The following is an 18,234-nucleotide window of genomic DNA, read 5'->3' on the forward strand; positions in this document are numbered from 1 at the left end:
CCGCAACCACTGGTTTTGGCGCGGGTTGCACGGCAAAACCGGGGCGCGCGCCGGGCCTTATGCGGTTTTTTACCGATTTAGCGCAATAAAGCTGACCAAATGGGTAGCTAGAGGCGGATATTTCCTTGTCGCTGTGCTAGTTTTGCGCGGTCTTACGCGAAGTCACTGCGTTAAGCGTGCATTCAGCATTTGTCAGGTCGAACCAAACCCTGATTTCGGCATCTATAACCCGACTCGTCGTGGTTATCGCCGAGGGTGCCAGATCCAGAAGATCGGGCTCGATGGCTGACACTGCACTCTGCAATCCATATGAATTTGATAGGGAAGGAACACTACATGGCTCTTACTAAAGACCAACTGATCGCCGACATCGCTGAAGCTATCGACGCGCCGAAAACCACCGCGCGTAACGCTCTGGACCAACTGGGCCAAATCGTTGCCGATCAGCTGGAAAACGGCGGCGAAATCACCTTGCCAGGTATCGGCAAGCTGAAAGTGACCGAGCGTCCTGCCCGCACTGGCCGTAACCCTTCGACTGGCGCTGCCATCGAAATCCCTGCCAAGAAAGTGATCAAGCTGGTTGTGGCCAAAGGCCTGACCGACGCTGTGAACAAGTAAGACGCAGCGATAAAAAAACCGTGCTTCGGAGAGATCCGGGGCACGGTTTTTTTGTGTCTGCAATTCGGCGGGTATGTCACTGAACCATTGTGGGAGCGAGCCTGCTCGCGAATGCGGTGGTTCAGTCACCTTGGATGTCGACTGATAGACTGCTTTCGCGAGCAGGCTCGCTCCCACAAGGTAATCCGCAGTGTGTTAGCGTACCCAGCGCTCGCGCCGCCAGATCTGCTGCTCGGACTTGGTCTGGAAGGTCCAGGCCACGAAGCGGCTCTGCTTCTGTCCCTGGGACATCTCCACGACCTGGCTTTCCAGCACGCCGGCCTTTTTCAGCGCGGTTTCGATGGCTGGCAGGTTCGAAGCTTTTGACACCAGCGTGCTGAACCACAGCACTTTGTGCTGGAAGTTCGCGCTCTCGGCGATCAATTGCGTCACAAAACGTGCTTCTCCGCCTTCACACCACAGTTCCGCCGACTGGCCGCCGAAGTTCAGCACCGGCAACTTGCGTTTCGGATCGGCCTTGCCCAGGGCGCGCCATTTGCGCTCGCTGCCCTTGGTCGCTTCTTCCATCGAAGCGTGGAAGGGCGGGTTGCACATGGTCAGGTCAAAGCGCTCGCCCGGCTCCAGCAAGCCGATCAGGATGTGCTTGCGGTTTTCCTGCTGGCGCAGCTGGATCACCTTGCTCAGGTCGTTGGATTGCACGATGGCTCGAGCCGCCGCCACGGCCGTCGGATCGATCTCCGAGCCGAGGAAGTGCCAGCGGTATTCGCTGTTGCCGATCAGCGGATACACGCAGTTGGCGCCCATGCCGATGTCCAGCACATTGACGATTGCGCCGCGCGGGACCTTGCCGTCGTTCATGCTCGCCAGCAGGTCGGCGAGAAAGTGCACATAGTCGGCTCGCCCCGGAACCGGAGGGCAGAGGTAGTCCGCCGGAATGTCCCAATGCTGGATGCCATAAAACGACTTGAGCAGCGCCCGGTTGAACACGCGTACCGCGTCGGGGCTGGCGAAGTCGATGCTTTCCTTGCCGTACGGGTTGGTGATCACGTACTTGGCCAACTCGGGCGTGGTCTTGATCAGCGCCGGGAAGTCGTAACGACCCTGATGGCGATTGCGCGGATGCAGGCTGGCCTTCTCACGCGGCTCTACGGTCTTGGCCGGGGTCGCGGAGTCAGGCTTCTTGCGCGCAGGTTTGGGTGTGCGGGGGGCGGTCATGGGCGTGGTCGATTCGGGTATGGCTGAAAGTGGCGGGTATTGTCCCACATTGATGCGCCATACGCCGAACCCATGTAGGAGCTGCCGGAGGCTGCGATCTTTTGATGTTGATTTTTAGAAGCAAATCAAAAGATCGCAGCCTTCGGCAGCTCCTATAGGGAAATGTGGGAAACAAAAAGGGAGGCCACCTGGGCCTCCCTTTTTCATTGCGATTTACCGTTACAGGCTGGCAATCCGCGCGTGCTGCTCGGCCAGTTTGCCCAAGGCCTGTTCAGCCTCGGCCAGTTTGGCGCGTTCCTTCTCGATGACTTCGGCCGGGGCCTTGTCAACGAAACCGGCGTTGGACAGCTTGCCGCCAACCCGCTGGACTTCGCCCTGCAGACGCAGGATTTCCTTGTCCAGACGTGCCAGTTCGGCGCCTTTGTCGATCAGACCGGCCATTGGCACCAGCACTTCCATCTCGCCGACCAGTGCGGTGGCGGACAGAGGTGCTTCTTCGCCAGCCTTCAGAACGGTGATCGATTCCAGACGCGCCAGCTTCTTCAACAGCGCTTCGTTCTCGGTCAGACGGCGCTGGTCTTCAGCGCTGACGTTCTTCAGGTAGATCGGCAGTGGCTTGCCCGGGCCGATGTTCATTTCGCCACGAATGTTGCGCGTGCCGAGCATCAGGCCTTTCAGCCATTCGATATCGTCTTCGGCCGCCGGATCGATGCGCTCTTCATTGGCCACCGGCCAAGGTTGCAGCATGATGGTCTTGCCCTGAATGCCGGCCAGCGGCGCGATGCGCTGCCAGATTTCTTCAGTGATGAACGGCATGAACGGATGTGCCAGACGCAACGCCACTTCCAGCACGCGCACCAGCGTACGGCGAGTGCCGCGCTGACGTTCGACCGGCGCGTTCTCGTCCCACAGCACGGGCTTGGAAAGCTCCAGGTACCAGTCGCAGTACTGGTTCCAGATGAACTCGTACAGCGCTTGCGCGGCGAGGTCGAAACGGAACTGATCCAGTTGACGGGTCACTTCGGCTTCGGTGCGTTGCAGTTGCGAGATGATCCAGCGATCGGCCAGCGACAGCTCGTAGGCTTCGCCGTTCTGGCCGCAGTCTTCGCCCTTGTCCAGAACGTAGCGCGCGGCGTTCCAGATCTTGTTGCAGAAGTTGCGATAGCCTTCGACGCGGCCCATGTCGAACTTGATGTCGCGACCAGTCGAGGCCAGCGAGCAGAACGTGAAGCGCAGGGCGTCGGTGCCGTAGCTTTCGATGCCGTTGGCGAACTCTTCGCGGGTCTGCTTTTCGATCTTCTTCGCCAGTTTCGGCTGCATCAGGCCCGAGGTGCGCTTCTGCACCAGCGACTCGAGGTCGATGCCATCGATGATGTCCAGCGGGTCAAGAACGTTGCCCTTGGACTTGGACATCTTCTGGCCCTGGCCGTCGCGCACCAGGCCGTGTACGTACACAGTCTTGAACGGAACCTGTGGCGTGCCGTCTTCGTTCTTCATCAGGTGCATGGTCATCATGATCATCCGGGCAACCCAGAAGAAGATGATGTCGAAACCGGTGACCAGAACGTCGGTGGAGTGGAATTTCTTCAGGAACTCGGTCTGCTCAGGCCAGCCCAGGGTCGAGAATGTCCACAGGCCGGAACTGAACCAGGTATCGAGTACGTCGTTGTCCTGTTGCAGCGCAACGTCCGGGCCGAGGTTGTGCTTGGCACGCACTTCGGCTTCGTCGCGGCCGACGTAGACCTTGCCGGACTCGTCGTACCAGGCCGGAATCCGGTGGCCCCACCACAGCTGACGGCTGATGCACCAGTCCTGGATGTCACGCATCCACGAGAAGTACATGTTTTCGTACTGCTTGGGCACGAACTGGATGCGCCCGTCTTCGACCGCAGCAATCGCCGGCTCGGCCAAAGGCTTGGTCGATACGTACCACTGGTCAGTCAGCCACGGCTCGATGACCGTGCCGGAGCGGTCGCCTTTCGGCGTTTTCAGGTTGTGATCATTGACGCTCACCAGCAGGCCGGCGGCGTCGAACGCGGCGACGATCTGCTTGCGCGCTTCGAAACGTTCCAGGCCAGCGAACTCGGCCGGAATCTTGCCGTCGATGCTTTCGTTCAGCGTACCGTCGAGGTTGAACACCTGGGCTGCTGGCAGCACGTTGGCGTTCTTGTCGAAGATGTTCAGCAGCGGCAGGTTGTGGCGCTTGCCGACTTCGTAGTCATTGAAATCGTGCGCCGGAGTGATTTTCACGCAGCCGGTGCCGAATTCCGGGTCGCAGTAATCGTCGGCGATGATCGGGATACGACGGCCAACCAATGGCAGCTCGACGAATTTGCCGATCAGGGCTTTGTAGCGCTCATCGTTCGGGTTAACCGCGACGGCGGAGTCTCCGAGCATGGTTTCCGGGCGGGTGGTGGCAACGATCAGGAAGTCATTGCCCTCAGCGGTCTTTACGCCGTCGGCCAGCGGGTATTTCAGGTTCCACAGGAAACCTTTCTCTTCGTGGTTCTCCACTTCGAGGTCGGAAATCGCCGTGTGCAGTTTGGTGTCCCAGTTGACCAGACGCTTGCCGCGGTAGATCAGGCCGTCTTCATGCAGACGCACGAATGCTTCTTTCACCGCTTCCGAGAGGCCGTCGTCCATGGTGAAGCGCTCGCGGCTCCAGTCGACGGACGAGCCGAGGCGTCGGATCTGCCGGCTGATATTGCCGCCGGACTGATCTTTCCACTCCCAGACTTTCTCGAGGAATTTCTCGCGACCCAGATCGTGACGATTCTGGCCCTGGGCTTCGAGTTGGCGCTCCACCAGCATCTGCGTAGCGATACCGGCGTGGTCGGTGCCCGGTTGCCACAGGGTGTCGCGACCTTGCATGCGGCGGAAACGGATCAGGGCGTCCATGATCGCGTTGTTGAAGCCGTGACCCATGTGCAGGCTGCCGGTGACGTTCGGCGGCGGGATCATGATGGTGTAGGACTCGCCCGCGCCTTGCGGGGCGAAGTAGTTCTCGGACTCCCAGGTCTTGTACCAGGAAGTTTCAATGGCGTGCGGCTGGTAGGTCTTATCCATGCGCGGCGGGACCCTATTGGCATTTATTCAGGAAAAGCCGGGAAGTATAGCGGGGCATGGTGCCGAGGGCGAGCGGGGTGGGCCGGATGGAGATCTAAATGTGATCGCGAACTCTGTGGCGAGGGAGCTTGCTCCCGCTCGGCTGCGCAGCAGTCGTAAACACTGTCACGCAGGCTTCGCGGCAAAAAACACTGTTGAATGGTTTTGGGGGCGCTTCGCACCCCAGCGGGAGCAAGCTCCCTCGCCACAAAAAATACCGAAGGCGGGGTTATTCGTACTGGCTGAGCAGCCGCTCCATTCGTGCATCGAGGCGGCGTTTGATTTCGGTTTCGATGTGCGGAGCGAAGTCGTCGATCACGTCTTGCATGATCAGTTGCGCGGCGGCGCGCAGTTCGCTGTCCAGATGGAGAAGGGCGTCCGGGCCTTTGTCGACCGGTGCCGCAGCCTGGGCAGCCGGGGCTGGTGCCGGGGGTGGCGCGACGGCCGCCGGCTCGTTGCCGACGGAATCGAACAGCATTGGAATCTGTTCCTGTTCGCTGTCATCGACCGTGTCGGTCAAGAGCGGCGGTTGCAGGTTGTCATCGCCGAGCAACTGGCGGATCGATTCAAGATCGTCCAGCAGGTGTGCGGATTTCTGTTGCGGTTTCGGAGTGTCCATTGGAATGCTCAGAGTCGCTGTAAACGGTGGTCTTGCAGAGAATAGCCCTGTTCGCGATAGAAGCGGAAACTCTCCCGCGCCGCCGCTCGGATGGTCGGGTCTTCCACCACCACCTCCGCCACGCGGGCGAACTTGCTGGCGAAGGCCGGGACTTTCAGGTCGAGGTTGACCAGAAGATCCTGATGCTCACCGCAGTCTTCCCCGAATCCCAGCACGATCAAGCCGTTCGGTTCACTGTCGGCAGGGCCGTGGGGCACGAAGCTTTCGCCCTTGAAAGCCCACAGGCGCGCATCGAGATCGTCCCGCTGGCTCGCATCGCTGCAATGCAGGTAGATGCGATGGCCCATGCGCCAGGCTTTCTCGGTGAGCTTGCAGGCAAAATCCAGGCGCGCCGAAGGATCGGCGCTCGGCAGGATGTAGAAGTCGACTTTGGTCATTACGGTTCCAGAGCAGCGAGCGGCGTCGCCATGAAGCGACGCCGCCCCTCAGCAGGTTCAGGCTTTGGCGCGATCCAGCAGGTACTGGGTCAGCAGTGGAACCGGACGGCCAGTGGCGCCCTTGTCCTTGCCGCCGCTGGTCCATGCGGTGCCGGCGATGTCCAGGTGCGCCCAGTTGAGGTTCTTGGTGAAGCGCGACAGGAAGCAGGCGGCGGTGATGGTGCCGGCCTTCGGCCCGCCAATGTTGGCGATGTCGGCGAACGGGCTGTCCAGTTGCTCCTGGTACTCATCGAACAGCGGCAGTTGCCAGGCGCGGTCGTCGGCGGCCTTGCCGGCGCTGAGCAACTGGTCGATCAGTTCGTCGTTGTTGCCCAGCAGGCCGGAAGTATGGGCGCCCAGGGCTACCACGCAAGCACCGGTCAAAGTGGCGATGTCGATCACCGCTTGTGGCTTGAAGCGCTCGGCGTAGGTCAGCGCATCGCACAGCACCAGACGGCCTTCGGCGTCGGTGTTGAGGATTTCCACAGTCTGGCCGCTCATGGTGGTAACGATGTCGCCCGGACGCGACGCGTTGCCGCTCGGCATGTTTTCGGCGCAGGCGAGGATGCACACCAGATTGATCGGCAGTTTCAGCTCAAGCACCGCACGCAGCGTACCGAACACAGAGGCAGCGCCGCCCATGTCGTACTTCATCTCGTCCATGCCGGCGCCCGGCTTCAGGCTGATGCCGCCGGTGTCGAAGGTGATGCCCTTGCCGACCAGCGCGTACGGCTTCTCGGATTTCTTGCCACCGTTGTATTGCATGACGATCAGGCGCGGCGGCTGGGCGCTGCCCTGGCCAACGGCATAGAACGAACCCATGCCGAGGGATTTGATCTTCTTCTCGTCGAGTACTTCGACTTTCAGATCCTTGAACTCTTTGCCGAGGTTTTTCGCCTGTTCGCCCATGAACGTCGGGTGGCAGATGTTCGGCGGCAGGTTGCCCAGATCGCGGGTGAAGGCCATGCCGTTGGCGATTGCGGTGGCGTGGTTCACGGCGCGCTGTACTTCGGCCTGTGCAGCCTTGATGGTCAGCAGGGTGATTTTCTTCAGGGCGCGCGGTTCGGCTTTCTGGCTCTTGAACTGGTCGAAGGTGTAGCCGCCGTCGACCAGGGTTTCCGCCAGCAGGCGGGTCTTGCCGTAGCTGTCGCGGCCTTTGACGATGACTTCATCCAGCGCCAGCACGGCATCGCCGCCGCCCAGGCCTTTGAGGGTGTTGAGGATGCCGGCGACGATTTTGCGGAACGGACGGTCGCCCAGTTCTTCGTCCTTGCCCACGCCGACCAGCAACACGCGCTCGGCTTTCAGGTTCGGCAGGCTGTGCAGCAACAGGCTTTGCCCGACCTTGCCGGCCAGGTCGCCACGCTTGAGCACGGTGCTGATCGCACCACCGCTCGACTCGTCGACCAGTCTGGCGGCGACACCGAGTTTGCGGCCTTCGCCGACGGCAACCACCAGGGTGGCGGTTTTCAACGTTTCTGGGCTAACGCTTTTTACAACCAGTTCCATGTCCGGATCCCTAATGAATGGTCAACATGCAGGCGTTCGACGCTGTCCGCAGTCGCCTGCTTATAAATAGAAGAGGCGCAGGCCAAAGCCCGCGACAAGGGCCGCAGTTTGAACCTCGCTCCCCGCGCCTGACAACCCTAGGGGGCGTTCTCAATTGGTTTTCACACCGCGTTGTCGCCTTAAAGCCAGCCAGGCAAGGCGCAGGCCGCTGGGAATGGTTGTTCCCTTTTCAAGGCCTGCAACGCAGACTGGCCGGCTTTAAGGCACAACCCGAAGGGCCGGGCCTGCTGTTGTGCAGGGCTGCGTTGCTCGAAGCTTATCTGGAATGACCAAACCACGCTTCTCGCGCCTTGTCCTGCACAACAGCAGACCCGGCGCGGTGTGAAAACTAATTGAGAACGCCCCCTGGGTTGTACGATCAGCAAAGGATTACAGAGATGGATGAGTGTGCGCAGTGACAGGCGCACCCAATCACAGGATAATGCCGCATCTTTTTTCGACCGCTCTGCATGGCGGGCGGTCGATGTGTTTGCTTGTTTGGCCGCCTTAGCCTGACAACCCTGGAGTGTCTGGTTTGATCGTCTTCCGTTATCTGTCCCGCGAAGTCCTGTTGACCCTCAGCGCCGTAAGTGCCGTGCTGCTGGTCATCATCATGAGCGGTCGCTTCATCAAATACCTGGCGCAGGCTGCGGCCGGTCAGCTCGATCCGGGCTCGCTGTTCCTGATCATGGGCTTTCGTCTGCCGGGTTTCCTGCAACTGATTCTGCCGCTGGGTCTGTTCCTCGGGATCCTGCTGGCCTACGGTCGCCTGTACCTCGAAAGCGAAATGACCGTGCTCTCGGCCACCGGCATGAGCCAGCAGAAACTGTTTCGCATGACCCTGTTTCCGGCGACGCTGGTGGCACTGGTGGTGGCGTGGCTGAGCCTTGGCCTGGCTCCGCAGGGCGCCAACCAGTTTCAGCTGTTGCTGAACAAGCAGGACGCGCTGACCGAGTTCGATACGCTCGAACCGGGCCGCTTCCAGGCGTTGCGTGACGGTACTCGAGTGACCTATACCGAAACCCTGAGCGACGATCGAGTCAATCTCGGCAGCGTGTTCATCTCGCAGAAAAACCTTGGCGCCGACCAGAAGGATCGCGGGATTTCCGTGCTGGTTGCCGAATCGGGCCGTCAGGAAATTCGCCCCGACGGCAATCGCTACCTGATTCTCGACAACGGTTATCGCTATGACGGCAGTCCGGGTCAGGCCGACTATCGTGCCATCCATTACGAAACCTACGGCGTGCTGCTGCCCAAGCCGGATGTCAGCGAAGAAGTCACCGATCGTGACGCGATGCCGACCTCGTCCCTGTGGGGCAGTGACGACATCCGTTCGAAAACCGAACTGCAATGGCGCATGTCCCTGCCGTTGCTGGTGTTCATCGTGACCCTGATGGCGGTGCCGCTGTCGCGGGTGAATCCGCGTCAGGGGCGTTTCCTCAAGCTGCTGCCGGCGATTCTTCTTTATATGGCTTACCTGACCATCCTGATTGCCGCCCGCGGCGCCCTTGAAAAAGGCAAGATCCCGCCGGCCCTTGGCTTGTGGTGGGTGCACGCGATCTTTCTGGTCATCGGCCTCGGCCTGCTCTATTGGGAGCCGATGCGCCTGAAGCTGGCCAGCCGTCGCAGCGCCGCGCTGGAGGTGGCCCGTGGTTAAACTCGACCGCTACATCGGCAGCAGCGTATTCATGGCGATCATCGCCGTGCTGGCGATCATCCTCGGCCTGGCGACGCTGTTTGCCTTCATCGATGAAATGGGCGACGTCAGCGACACCTACACCTTGGTCGATGTGCTCGGTTTCGTGGTGTTGACCGCGCCGCGCCGGCTCTACGAAATGCTGCCGATGGCTGCACTGATCGGCTGCCTGATCGGTCTCGGCAGTCTGGCCAGCAGCAGTGAGCTGACCGTCATGCGCGCCGCCGGCGTGTCGATCGGCCGTATCGTCTGGGCCGTCATGAAGCCGATGCTGGTGCTGATGCTCGCCGGCGTGCTGATCGGCGAATATGTTGCCCCGGCCACCGAGAGCATGGCCCAGGCCAATCGCTCGCTGGCCCAGGGCAGCGGCGATGCGCAAAGCGCCAAACACGGTATGTGGCACCGTCAGGGTGAGGAATTCATCCACATCAACGCGGTGCAACCGAACGGTCTGTTGTACGGCGTGACGCGCTATCACTTCGACAAGGAGCGCCATCTGCTCAGCTCCAGCTTCGCCAAAAAGGCCGAGTTCGACGGCAACAAGTGGCAGCTCACCGACGTTGCCACCACGCTGTTCCATGAGCGCAGTACGGAAGTCGTCAATACCCCGAGCGAGCAATGGGACGTCGCGTTGAGCCCGCAACTGCTCAGTACCGTGGTCATGGCCCCTGAATCGCTGTCGATCAGCGGGCTGTGGGGCTACATCCACTATCTGGCCGAGCAGGGCCTGAGCAATGGCCGTTACTGGCTGGCATTTTGGGTCAAGGTGTTGCAGCCGCTGGTGACTGCGGCACTGGTGCTGATGGCGATCTCGTTCATCTTCGGCCCGCTGCGTTCGGTGACCCTCGGTCAGCGGGTCTTTACCGGCGTGCTGGTGGGATTCACCTTCCGTATCGTCCAGGATCTGCTGGGCCCATCCAGTCTGGTATTCGGTTTCTCGCCGCTGTTTGCGGTGCTGGTGCCGGCCGGCGTGTGTGCGCTGGCGGGTGTCTGGCTGCTCAGGCGAGCGGGCTGATGAACAAGCTTTCATTCAGCGCCTGAACCCTGAAAACGCCTCGGTCGCCAGACCGGGGCGTTTTTGCATGCGATCCGGGTGACAGGCGAACGTGACGCTTGCGCCGTGTATCAGGTACAATTCCCGGCTATTTTTCGGCGGGCCAAGCCTGCAGCCTTTTTGAGTGTTGATCCGTGAGTGATTTGAGTCATATCCGCAATTTCTCCATCATCGCCCACATTGACCATGGCAAGTCGACGCTGGCTGACCGTTTCATCCAGATGTGCGGCGGCCTGGCCGAGCGTGAAATGGAAGCCCAGGTACTGGATTCCATGGACCTTGAGCGTGAACGCGGGATCACCATCAAGGCCCACAGCGTTACCCTCTATTACAAAGCCAAAGATGGCATCACCTACCAGCTGAACTTCATCGACACCCCGGGCCACGTCGACTTTACCTACGAAGTCAGCCGTTCCCTGGCCGCGTGCGAAGGCGCCTTGCTGGTGGTCGATGCGGGGCAGGGCGTGGAAGCCCAGTCCGTGGCCAACTGCTACACCGCCATCGAGCAGGGCCTCGAGGTCATGCCGGTGCTGAACAAGATCGACCTGCCCCAGGCCGAGCCGGATCGCGTCAAGGACGAGATCGAGAAGATCATCGGCATCGACGCCACCGACGCCGTCACCTGCAGCGCCAAGACCGGCCTGGGTGTCGACGAAGTGCTCGAGCGTCTGGTCCACACCATTCCCGCGCCGACCGGCAACATCGAAGATCCGCTGCAAGCGTTGATCATCGACTCCTGGTTCGACAACTACCTGGGCGTTGTCTCCCTGGTACGTGTACGCCATGGCCGGGTGAAGAAGGGCGACAAGATTCTGGTCAAGTCCACCGGCAAGGTGCACCTGGTCGACAGCGTCGGTGTGTTCAACCCGAAACACACCGCCACCGTTGATCTGAAGGCCGGCGAAGTGGGCTTCATCATCGCCAGCATCAAGGACATTCACGGTGCGCCGGTCGGTGACACCCTGACCCTCAGCTCCACCCCTGATGTGCCGGTGCTGCCGGGCTTCAAACGTATCCAGCCGCAGGTTTACGCCGGTCTGTTCCCGGTCAGCTCCGATGACTTCGAGGATTTCCGCGAAGCACTGCAGAAGCTGACCCTGAACGACTCGTCGCTGCAGTACACCCCGGAAAGCTCCGACGCCCTGGGCTTCGGCTTCCGTTGCGGCTTCCTCGGCATGCTGCACATGGAAATCATCCAGGAGCGCCTCGAACGCGAGTACGACCTGGACCTGATCACCACCGCGCCGACGGTAATTTTCGAGCTGGTGCTGAAAACCGGTGAAACGATTTACGTCGACAACCCGTCGAAGCTTCCGGACGTGTCGGCGATCGAGGACATGCGCGAGCCAATCGTGCGCGCCAATATCCTCGTACCGCAGGAGCACCTGGGTAACGTCATCACCCTGTGCATCGAGAAACGCGGCGTTCAGGTCGACATGCTGTTCCTCGGCAATCAGGTGCAAGTCACCTACGACCTGCCGATGAACGAAGTGGTCCTGGACTTCTTCGACCGTCTCAAATCCACCAGCCGCGGCTATGCTTCGCTGGACTACCATTTCGATCGTTACCAATCGGCTAATCTGGTGAAACTGGACGTGCTGATCAACGGCGATAAGGTCGATGCCCTGGCATTGATCGTGCACCGTGACAATTCGCACTTCAAAGGTCGCCAGTTGACCGAGAAGATGAAAGAACTGATTCCTCGTCAGATGTTCGACGTGGCGATTCAGGCCGCCATTGGTGGTCAGATCGTGGCCCGGACAACCGTCAAGGCGCTCAGAAAGAACGTATTGGCCAAATGCTACGGCGGTGACGTCAGTCGTAAGAAGAAACTGCTCGAGAAGCAGAAGGCCGGTAAGAAACGCATGAAACAGGTCGGCAACGTGGAAATTCCACAGGAAGCCTTCCTCGCCGTGCTCAGGTTGGAATAATCAGGTCCTATGTCGCTAAATTTCCCGCTGTTGCTGGTCATCGCCGTGTTCGTCTGCGGCCTGTTGGCGTTGATTGATCTGCTGTTCCTGGCACCGCGTCGGCGGGCTACCATTGCCTCTTATCAAGGCAGTGTCAGCCAGCCAGAGCCTGTGGTGGTCGAGAAGCTGAACAAAGAGCCGCTGCTGGTCGAATACGGCAAGTCGTTCTTTCCGGTGCTGTTCATTGTGCTGGTGCTGCGTTCGTTCCTGGTGGAGCCGTTCCAGATTCCGTCCGGCTCGATGAAACCGACCCTGGACGTCGGCGACTTCATTCTGGTGAACAAGTTTTCCTACGGGATCCGTTTGCCGGTGATCGACAAGAAGATCATCGAAGTCGGTGATCCGCAGCGCGGCGATGTCATGGTGTTCCGCTACCCGAGCGACCCGAACGTCAACTACATCAAGCGTGTGGTCGGCCTTCCGGGTGACACGGTGCGTTACACCGCCGACAAGCGTCTGTTCGTCAACGGCGAATCGATTGCCGAGAAGATGGTCGGCGCCGAAGCGGGATCGCTGGGCAGCGCGGAGCTCTACCAGGAAAAACTCGGTGCAGCCGAGCACCTGATCCGCAAGGAAATGAGCCGCTACCGCGCCACTCCGGATCGGTCGTGGACGGTGCCTGCCGGGCACTACTTCATGATGGGTGACAACCGCGACAATTCGAACGACAGTCGCTATTGGGATGATCCGAACATTCCCAAGGATCTGCTGGGCATGGTCCCCGACCGCAATATCGTCGGCAAGGCCTTCGCGGTCTGGATGAGCTGGCCGGAGCCGAAACTCAGCCACCTGCCGAATTTCTCGCGGGTCGGTCTGATCAAGTAACTACACACGGCGCTGTTGACCACAGCGCCGAATGCATTTCTGGAGCCGATACAATCGGCTTCGCAATCGCCAGGATCTATTTTTTGAACACAGCGTTAATTGTCCCAGGCCTGCGCCGTACCCCGGCGATGGCCGTGGAAACCAGCCACGAACTCAGCGTGGGTAAACCGTGAGCGTTTCTCTAAGCCGTCTCGAGCGCCAGCTCGGTTACACCTTCAAGGACCAGGAACTGATGCTGCTGGCCCTCACGCACCGCAGTTTTGCCGGGCGCAACAACGAGCGTCTGGAATTCCTCGGCGATGCCATCCTCAACTTCGTCGCTGGCGAGGCGCTGTTCGATCGCTTTCCGCTGGCCCGCGAAGGTCAGTTGTCGCGTTTGCGCGCACGCCTGGTGAAGGGTGAGACGCTGGCCGTACTGGCTCGCGGTTTCGACCTCGGTGATTATCTCCGCCTGGGTTCGGGTGAACTGAAGAGCGGTGGGTTCCGTCGTGAGTCGATTCTCGCCGATGCCCTCGAAGCCCTGATCGGTGCGATCTACCTCGACGCCGGCATGGACGTCGCCCGTGAGCGCGTACTGGCCTGGCTGGCCGGTGAGTTCGAAGGCTTGACGCTGGTCGACACCAACAAGGATCCGAAAACCCGCTTGCAGGAACACCTGCAATCGCGCAGTTGCGAACTGCCCCGCTACGAAGTGGTGGATATCCAGGGCGAACCGCACTGCCGAACCTTCTTCGTCGAGTGCGAAGTGGTCTTACTGAATGAGAAAAGCCGAGGTCAGGGTGTGAGCCGTCGCATTGCCGAACAGGTAGCGGCCGCTGCAGCACTGATTGCCCTGGGCGTGGAGAATGGCAATGACTGATACAAACGCAACTCGCTGTGGCTATGTTGCCATCGTCGGCCGTCCCAACGTCGGCAAGTCGACGCTGCTCAACCACATCCTCGGGCAGAAGCTCGCGATCACTTCGCGCAAGCCGCAGACCACGCGGCACAACATGCTCGGCATCAAGACCGAGGGCGATGTGCAAGCGATCTACGTCGACACCCCGGGCATGCACAAGGGCGGCGAAAAGGCCCTGAACCGCTACATGAACAAAACCGCTTCGGCGGCGTTGAAAGACGTCGACGTGGTGATCTTCGTCGTTGACCGCACCAAGTGGACCGACGAAGACCAGATGGTGCTCGAACGTGTGCAGTATGTGACCGGTCCGCTGATCGTCGCGCTGAACAAGACCGATCGCATCGAAGACAAAGCCGAGCTGATGCCGCACCTGAGCTGGTTGCAGGAACAATTGCCTAACGCCCAGATCATCCCGATTTCCGCGCAGCACGGGCACAATCTCGATGCGCTGGAAAAGGTCATCGCCGATCACCTGCCGGAGAACGATCACTTCTTCCCGGAAGACCAGATCACCGACCGTAGCAGCCGTTTCCTCGCTGCCGAACTGGTGCGCGAGAAAATCATGCGCCAGATGGGCGCCGAGCTGCCGTACCAGATCACCGTCGAAATCGAAGAGTTCAAGCAGCAGGGCAAGACCCTGCACATTCACGCGCTGATTCTCGTCGAACGTGACGGCCAGAAGAAAATCATCATTGGCGACAAGGGCGAGCGCATCAAGCGCATCGGCACCGAAGCGCGCAAGGACATGGAGCTGCTGTTCGACTCCAAGATCATGCTCAACCTGTGGGTCAAGGTGAAGGGCGGCTGGTCCGATGACGAGCGCGCGCTGCGTTCGCTGGGTTACGGCGACCTGTAGGTAGCGATCTCGAGAACACCGATACCCACTGTGGGAGCGAGCCTGCTCGCGAAGAGGATGTAACATTCAGCATCGATGTTGACTGTCACTCCGCTTTCGCGAGCAGGCTCGCTCCCACAGTGGTTTTGAGTTGAATGTAAACCCGCGTTTCTTCATCGAGAACTCAATGTCGCAAACCCCGCCTCCCGCCCAACCCGCTTACGTCCTGCATTCGCGCGCCTACCGCGAAACCAGTGCACTGGTGGATTTCCTCACGCCGCAAGGGCGGCTGCGGGCGGTGTTGCGCAGTGCGCGGGGCAAGGCCGGCACACTGGCGCGGCCGTTCGTGGCGCTGGAGGTTGAATTCCGTGGCAAGGGTGAGCTGAAGAATGTCGGGCGTATGGAGAGCTCCGGCACCTCCGCATGGCTCAACGGCGAGGCGCTGTTCAGCGGTCTCTACCTCAATGAATTGCTGATTCGCCTGTTGCCCGCGGAAGATCCGCACCCAGGAGTGTTCGACCACTATGCCGCAACCCTGCTGGCCTTGGCCGAAGGTCGACCACTGGAACCGTTGCTGCGCTCCTTCGAATGGCGATTGCTTGATGATCTCGGCTACGGCTTCTCCATGAACACCGACATTCACGGTGAGCCTGTGGCTGCGGACGGTCTCTATCGGTTACAAGTGGACGCCGGACTCGAGCGGGTTTATCTGCTGCAGCCGGGCCTGTTCAACGGCACTGAACTGCTGGCCATGGCCGAAGCCGACTGGTCGGCGCCCGGTGCGCTGTCAGCGGCCAAGCGTCTGATGCGCCAGGCACTCGCGGTACATTTGGGCGGGCGTCCGCTTGTCAGTCGCGAGCTGTTTCGCAAGCCCTGATATGCTGTGCGCCGAATCTCTCAATTCAGGAGCGCATCCGTGACCAGCAGCAATCGCATTCTTCTCGGCGTGAACATCGACCACGTCGCCACCCTGCGTCAGGCCCGTGGCACGCGCTACCCGGACCCGGTCAAGGCGGCGCTGGACGCAGAAGAGGCGGGCGCCGATGGCATCACCGTGCACCTGCGCGAAGATCGCCGGCATATCCAGGAGCGCGACGTGCTGCTGCTCAAGGATGTGCTGCAAACGCGCATGAATTTCGAAATGGGCGTCACCGAAGAAATGATGGCGTTCGCCGAGCGCATTCGCCCGGCGCACATCTGTCTGGTCCCGGAAACCCGTCAGGAATTGACCACCGAAGGTGGCCTGGATGTAGCGGGCCAGGAAGAGCGCATCAGGGCTGCGGTCGAACGTTTGTCGAAAATCGGCAGCGAAGTGTCGCTGTTCATCGATGCTGACGAGCGCCAGATCGCCGCGTCCAGGCGCGTTGGTGCGCCGGCCATCGAGCTGCATACCGGGCGCTACGCCGATGCCGAAACCCCCACCGACGTGGCCGAAGAGCTCAAGCGTGTCGCTGATGGCGTGGCATTCGGTCTGGCGCAGGGCCTGATCGTCAATGCCGGGCATGGCCTGCATTACCACAACGTCGAGGCCGTGGCGGCGATCAAGGGCATCAACGAACTGAACATCGGCCACGCGCTGGTGGCGCATGCGTTGTTCGTCGGCTTCAAGTCGGCTGTGTCGGAAATGAAAGCGCTGATCCTCGCGGCCGCCAAGCAATAAGCCACACCGCAACCCCCTGTAGGAGTGAGCCTGCTCGCGATAGCGGTGTGTCAGCCAACATCAAATTGACTGACACACCGCTATCGCGAGCAGGCTCACTCCTACAATTCGATTTGTGGTGTGGGTTAGAGCGGGGCGGGCTCTTGCGTTGGCTTTGATTTGTCGATCGCCGGCACATGCAGGTTGCCTTCGGCGACCTGGTCGCCCTCAAGCTGCGGCTGGGTCACCCAGGTCAGGATGTCGTAGTAGCGCCGGATGTTCGCCACGAAATGCACCGGTTCGCCGCCGCGGGCGTAGCCGTAACGGGTCTTGCTGTACCACTGCTTCTGCGACAGGCGCGGCAGGATCTTTTTCACGTCCAGCCACTTGTCCGGATTCAGTCCTTCCTTCGCCGCCAGTTTGCGCGCGTCATCCAGATGGCCGCTGCCGACGTTGTACGCCGCCAGGGCAAACCAGGTGCGGTCCGGCTCCTGGATCGAATCGTCGAGCTGATCCTTCATGTAAGCCAGGTACTTGGCGCCGCCCATGATGCTTTGCTTGGGGTCGAGGCGGTTGGACACGCCCATCGCCTGGGCGGTGTTCTGGGTCAGCATCATCAGACCGCGGACGCCGGTTTTCGAGGTCACCGTCGGCTGCCACAGCGATTCCTGATAACCGATGGCGGCGAGCAGGCGCCAGTCGACTTTCTCTTTCTTTGCGTAATTCTTGAAGTGCTGTTCGTATTTCGGCAGGCGCTGCTGCAGGTGCTGGGCGAAGGTGGTAGCGCCCATGTAACCAAGGACGTCGACGTGGCCGTAGTAGCGGTCTTTCAGGCGTTGCAGGGTGCCGTTCTTCTGCACCTTGTCCAGGTAGGCGTTGATTTCGTTGAGCAGGCTGTTGTCTTCGCCCGGACCAACCGCCCAGCTTTGACTGCGCGCGTCGCCAAGGTCGAAGGCCACGCGGATGTTGGTGAAGTACACCTGATTCATCGCCACTTCGTTGGAGTCGACCAGGGTCAGGTCAATCTGGCCCTCATCGACCATGCGCAGCAGATCGACCACTTCAACCGCGTCGGATTCTTCGTATTCGATACCGGGATATTTCTGTTTCAGCTCGGCCAGTTGCTCGGCGTGGGTGCTGCCCTTGAGCACGGTGATCTTCTTGCCGACCAGATCCGCCGGATCGGTGGGCCGCGACTGGCCGTTGCGGTAGATGATCTGCGGGGTAACTTCAAGGTAGGAGTGGGAGAACCGCACCTGCTTCTTGCGCTCGTCGCTGCTGACCAGACCGGCCGCCGCGAGCACCGGGCCGTTCGGCTTGCCGACCTGATTGAACAGGTCGTCGAGGTTGTCGGCGGTTTCGATCTTCAGCTCGACGCCCAAATCGTCGGCAAAGCGCTTCACCAGCTCGTATTCGAAGCCGGTTTCACCGCTGCGATCCTGAAAGTAGGTGGCGGGGCTGTTGCGGGTAACCACGCGCAGCACACCGTCCTCCTTTACGCGCTCGAGTGTGTTGGGTTTATCAACACAACCACCGAGCATCAGGAAGAGTCCGGTTGCGATCAGCCATTTGGCGTATCGCGGACGCAAAGCCGTTGGGAAAAACATCTGCGCAGTATACGCAAACGGCCACGGGCGCCATATCTCGACAGCGTAGGAGTAGTCTGCTAGCGATCACAAATCCGAGCGAAATCCCTTGAATACGGGCCTTGCCGGCATTTTGTTACAGTAAAAATA

Annotated in this window: 15 protein-coding genes; 9 read left to right on the plus strand and 6 right to left on the minus strand. The window is 60.4% G+C overall.

Features of this window, described 5'->3' with window-relative positions:
- The first annotated feature begins 336 nt into the window (after positions 1-336).
- Entirely contained in the window at positions 337-618 is a 282-nt protein-coding gene (locus LIS66_RS04850; protein ID WP_003221909.1) for an HU family DNA-binding protein, read from the plus strand.
- A 195-nt stretch (positions 619-813) separates the two neighbouring features.
- Here LIS66_RS04850 and rlmF read toward each other — a convergent pair whose 3' ends face one another.
- The 5 genes from rlmF to LIS66_RS04875 form a co-directional block, all read right to left on the minus strand.
- Positions 814-1,833, minus strand: a complete 1,020-nt coding sequence (gene rlmF / locus LIS66_RS04855; RefSeq protein ID WP_064364401.1) for a 23S rRNA (adenine(1618)-N(6))-methyltransferase RlmF — start codon at positions 1,831-1,833, stop codon at positions 814-816.
- Positions 1,834-2,052: 219 nt separating this feature from the next.
- The gene (locus tag LIS66_RS04860) at positions 2,053-4,899 is read right to left on the minus strand and encodes a valine--tRNA ligase (protein WP_065615843.1); all 2,847 of its coding nucleotides are present in this window, start codon (positions 4,897-4,899) and stop codon (positions 2,053-2,055) included.
- 268 nt (positions 4,900-5,167) lie between these two features.
- Entirely contained in the window at positions 5,168-5,557 is a 390-nt protein-coding gene (locus LIS66_RS04865; RefSeq protein WP_227973738.1) for a DNA polymerase III subunit chi, read from the minus strand.
- 8 nt (positions 5,558-5,565) lie between these two features.
- Positions 5,566-5,994 carry a DNA polymerase III subunit chi gene (locus LIS66_RS04870; RefSeq protein WP_227973739.1) on the minus strand — a complete coding sequence of 143 codons (429 nt, stop codon included), beginning with the start codon at positions 5,992-5,994 and terminating at the stop codon, positions 5,566-5,568.
- Between the two features lie 57 nt (positions 5,995-6,051).
- A complete protein-coding gene (locus LIS66_RS04875; RefSeq protein ID WP_042607732.1) occupies positions 6,052-7,542 on the minus strand; it encodes a leucyl aminopeptidase in 1,491 nt (496 codons plus the stop codon).
- Positions 7,543-8,116: 574 nt separating this feature from the next.
- On the opposite strand from LIS66_RS04875, the gene lptF reads away from it, so the two are divergent.
- The 8 genes from lptF to pdxJ all read left to right on the plus strand — a co-directional run bounded on the left by lptF (position 8,117) and on the right by pdxJ (position 16,519).
- Positions 8,117-9,238, plus strand: a complete 1,122-nt coding sequence (gene lptF, locus LIS66_RS04880; RefSeq protein WP_042607733.1) for an LPS export ABC transporter permease LptF — start codon at positions 8,117-8,119, stop codon at positions 9,236-9,238.
- Positions 9,231-10,292, plus strand: a complete 1,062-nt coding sequence (gene lptG, locus LIS66_RS04885; RefSeq protein ID WP_042607734.1) for an LPS export ABC transporter permease LptG — start codon at positions 9,231-9,233, stop codon at positions 10,290-10,292. The genes lptF and lptG overlap by 8 nt, the downstream gene beginning before the upstream one ends.
- A 173-nt stretch (positions 10,293-10,465) precedes the next feature.
- Positions 10,466-12,262, plus strand: coding sequence for a translation elongation factor 4 (lepA, locus tag LIS66_RS04890; protein WP_016771564.1), 1,797 nt, complete (start codon positions 10,466-10,468; stop codon positions 12,260-12,262).
- 9 nt (positions 12,263-12,271) lie between these two features.
- On the plus strand, positions 12,272-13,126 hold the full coding sequence (gene lepB / locus LIS66_RS04895) for a signal peptidase I (RefSeq protein WP_227973740.1): 855 nt from the start codon (positions 12,272-12,274) through the stop codon (positions 13,124-13,126).
- 169 nt (positions 13,127-13,295) lie between these two features.
- Positions 13,296-13,985 carry a ribonuclease III gene (rnc, locus tag LIS66_RS04900; protein WP_042607736.1) on the plus strand — a complete coding sequence of 230 codons (690 nt, stop codon included), beginning with the start codon at positions 13,296-13,298 and terminating at the stop codon, positions 13,983-13,985.
- A complete protein-coding gene (era, locus tag LIS66_RS04905) occupies positions 13,978-14,880 on the plus strand; it encodes a GTPase Era (RefSeq protein WP_007909024.1) in 903 nt (300 codons plus the stop codon). Before rnc ends, era begins: the two co-directional genes overlap by 8 nt.
- Before the next feature lie 166 nt (positions 14,881-15,046).
- Entirely contained in the window at positions 15,047-15,736 is a 690-nt protein-coding gene (recO, locus tag LIS66_RS04910; RefSeq protein ID WP_064364395.1) for a DNA repair protein RecO, read from the plus strand.
- Between the two features lie 39 nt (positions 15,737-15,775).
- Positions 15,776-16,519, plus strand: a complete 744-nt coding sequence (pdxJ, locus tag LIS66_RS04915) for a pyridoxine 5'-phosphate synthase (RefSeq protein WP_227973741.1) — start codon at positions 15,776-15,778, stop codon at positions 16,517-16,519.
- A gap of 125 nt (positions 16,520-16,644) precedes the next feature.
- On the opposite strand, the gene mltF is transcribed toward pdxJ, so the two are convergent.
- Positions 16,645-18,105 carry a membrane-bound lytic murein transglycosylase MltF gene (mltF, locus tag LIS66_RS04920; protein WP_082367907.1) on the minus strand — a complete coding sequence of 487 codons (1,461 nt, stop codon included), beginning with the start codon at positions 18,103-18,105 and terminating at the stop codon, positions 16,645-16,647.
- Positions 18,106-18,234: the final 129 nt, after the last annotated feature.

The organism is Pseudomonas sp. HN2 (genome assembly GCF_020736465.1).
Taxonomy (GTDB): Bacteria; Pseudomonadota; Gammaproteobacteria; order Pseudomonadales; family Pseudomonadaceae; genus Aquipseudomonas; species Aquipseudomonas moraviensis_A.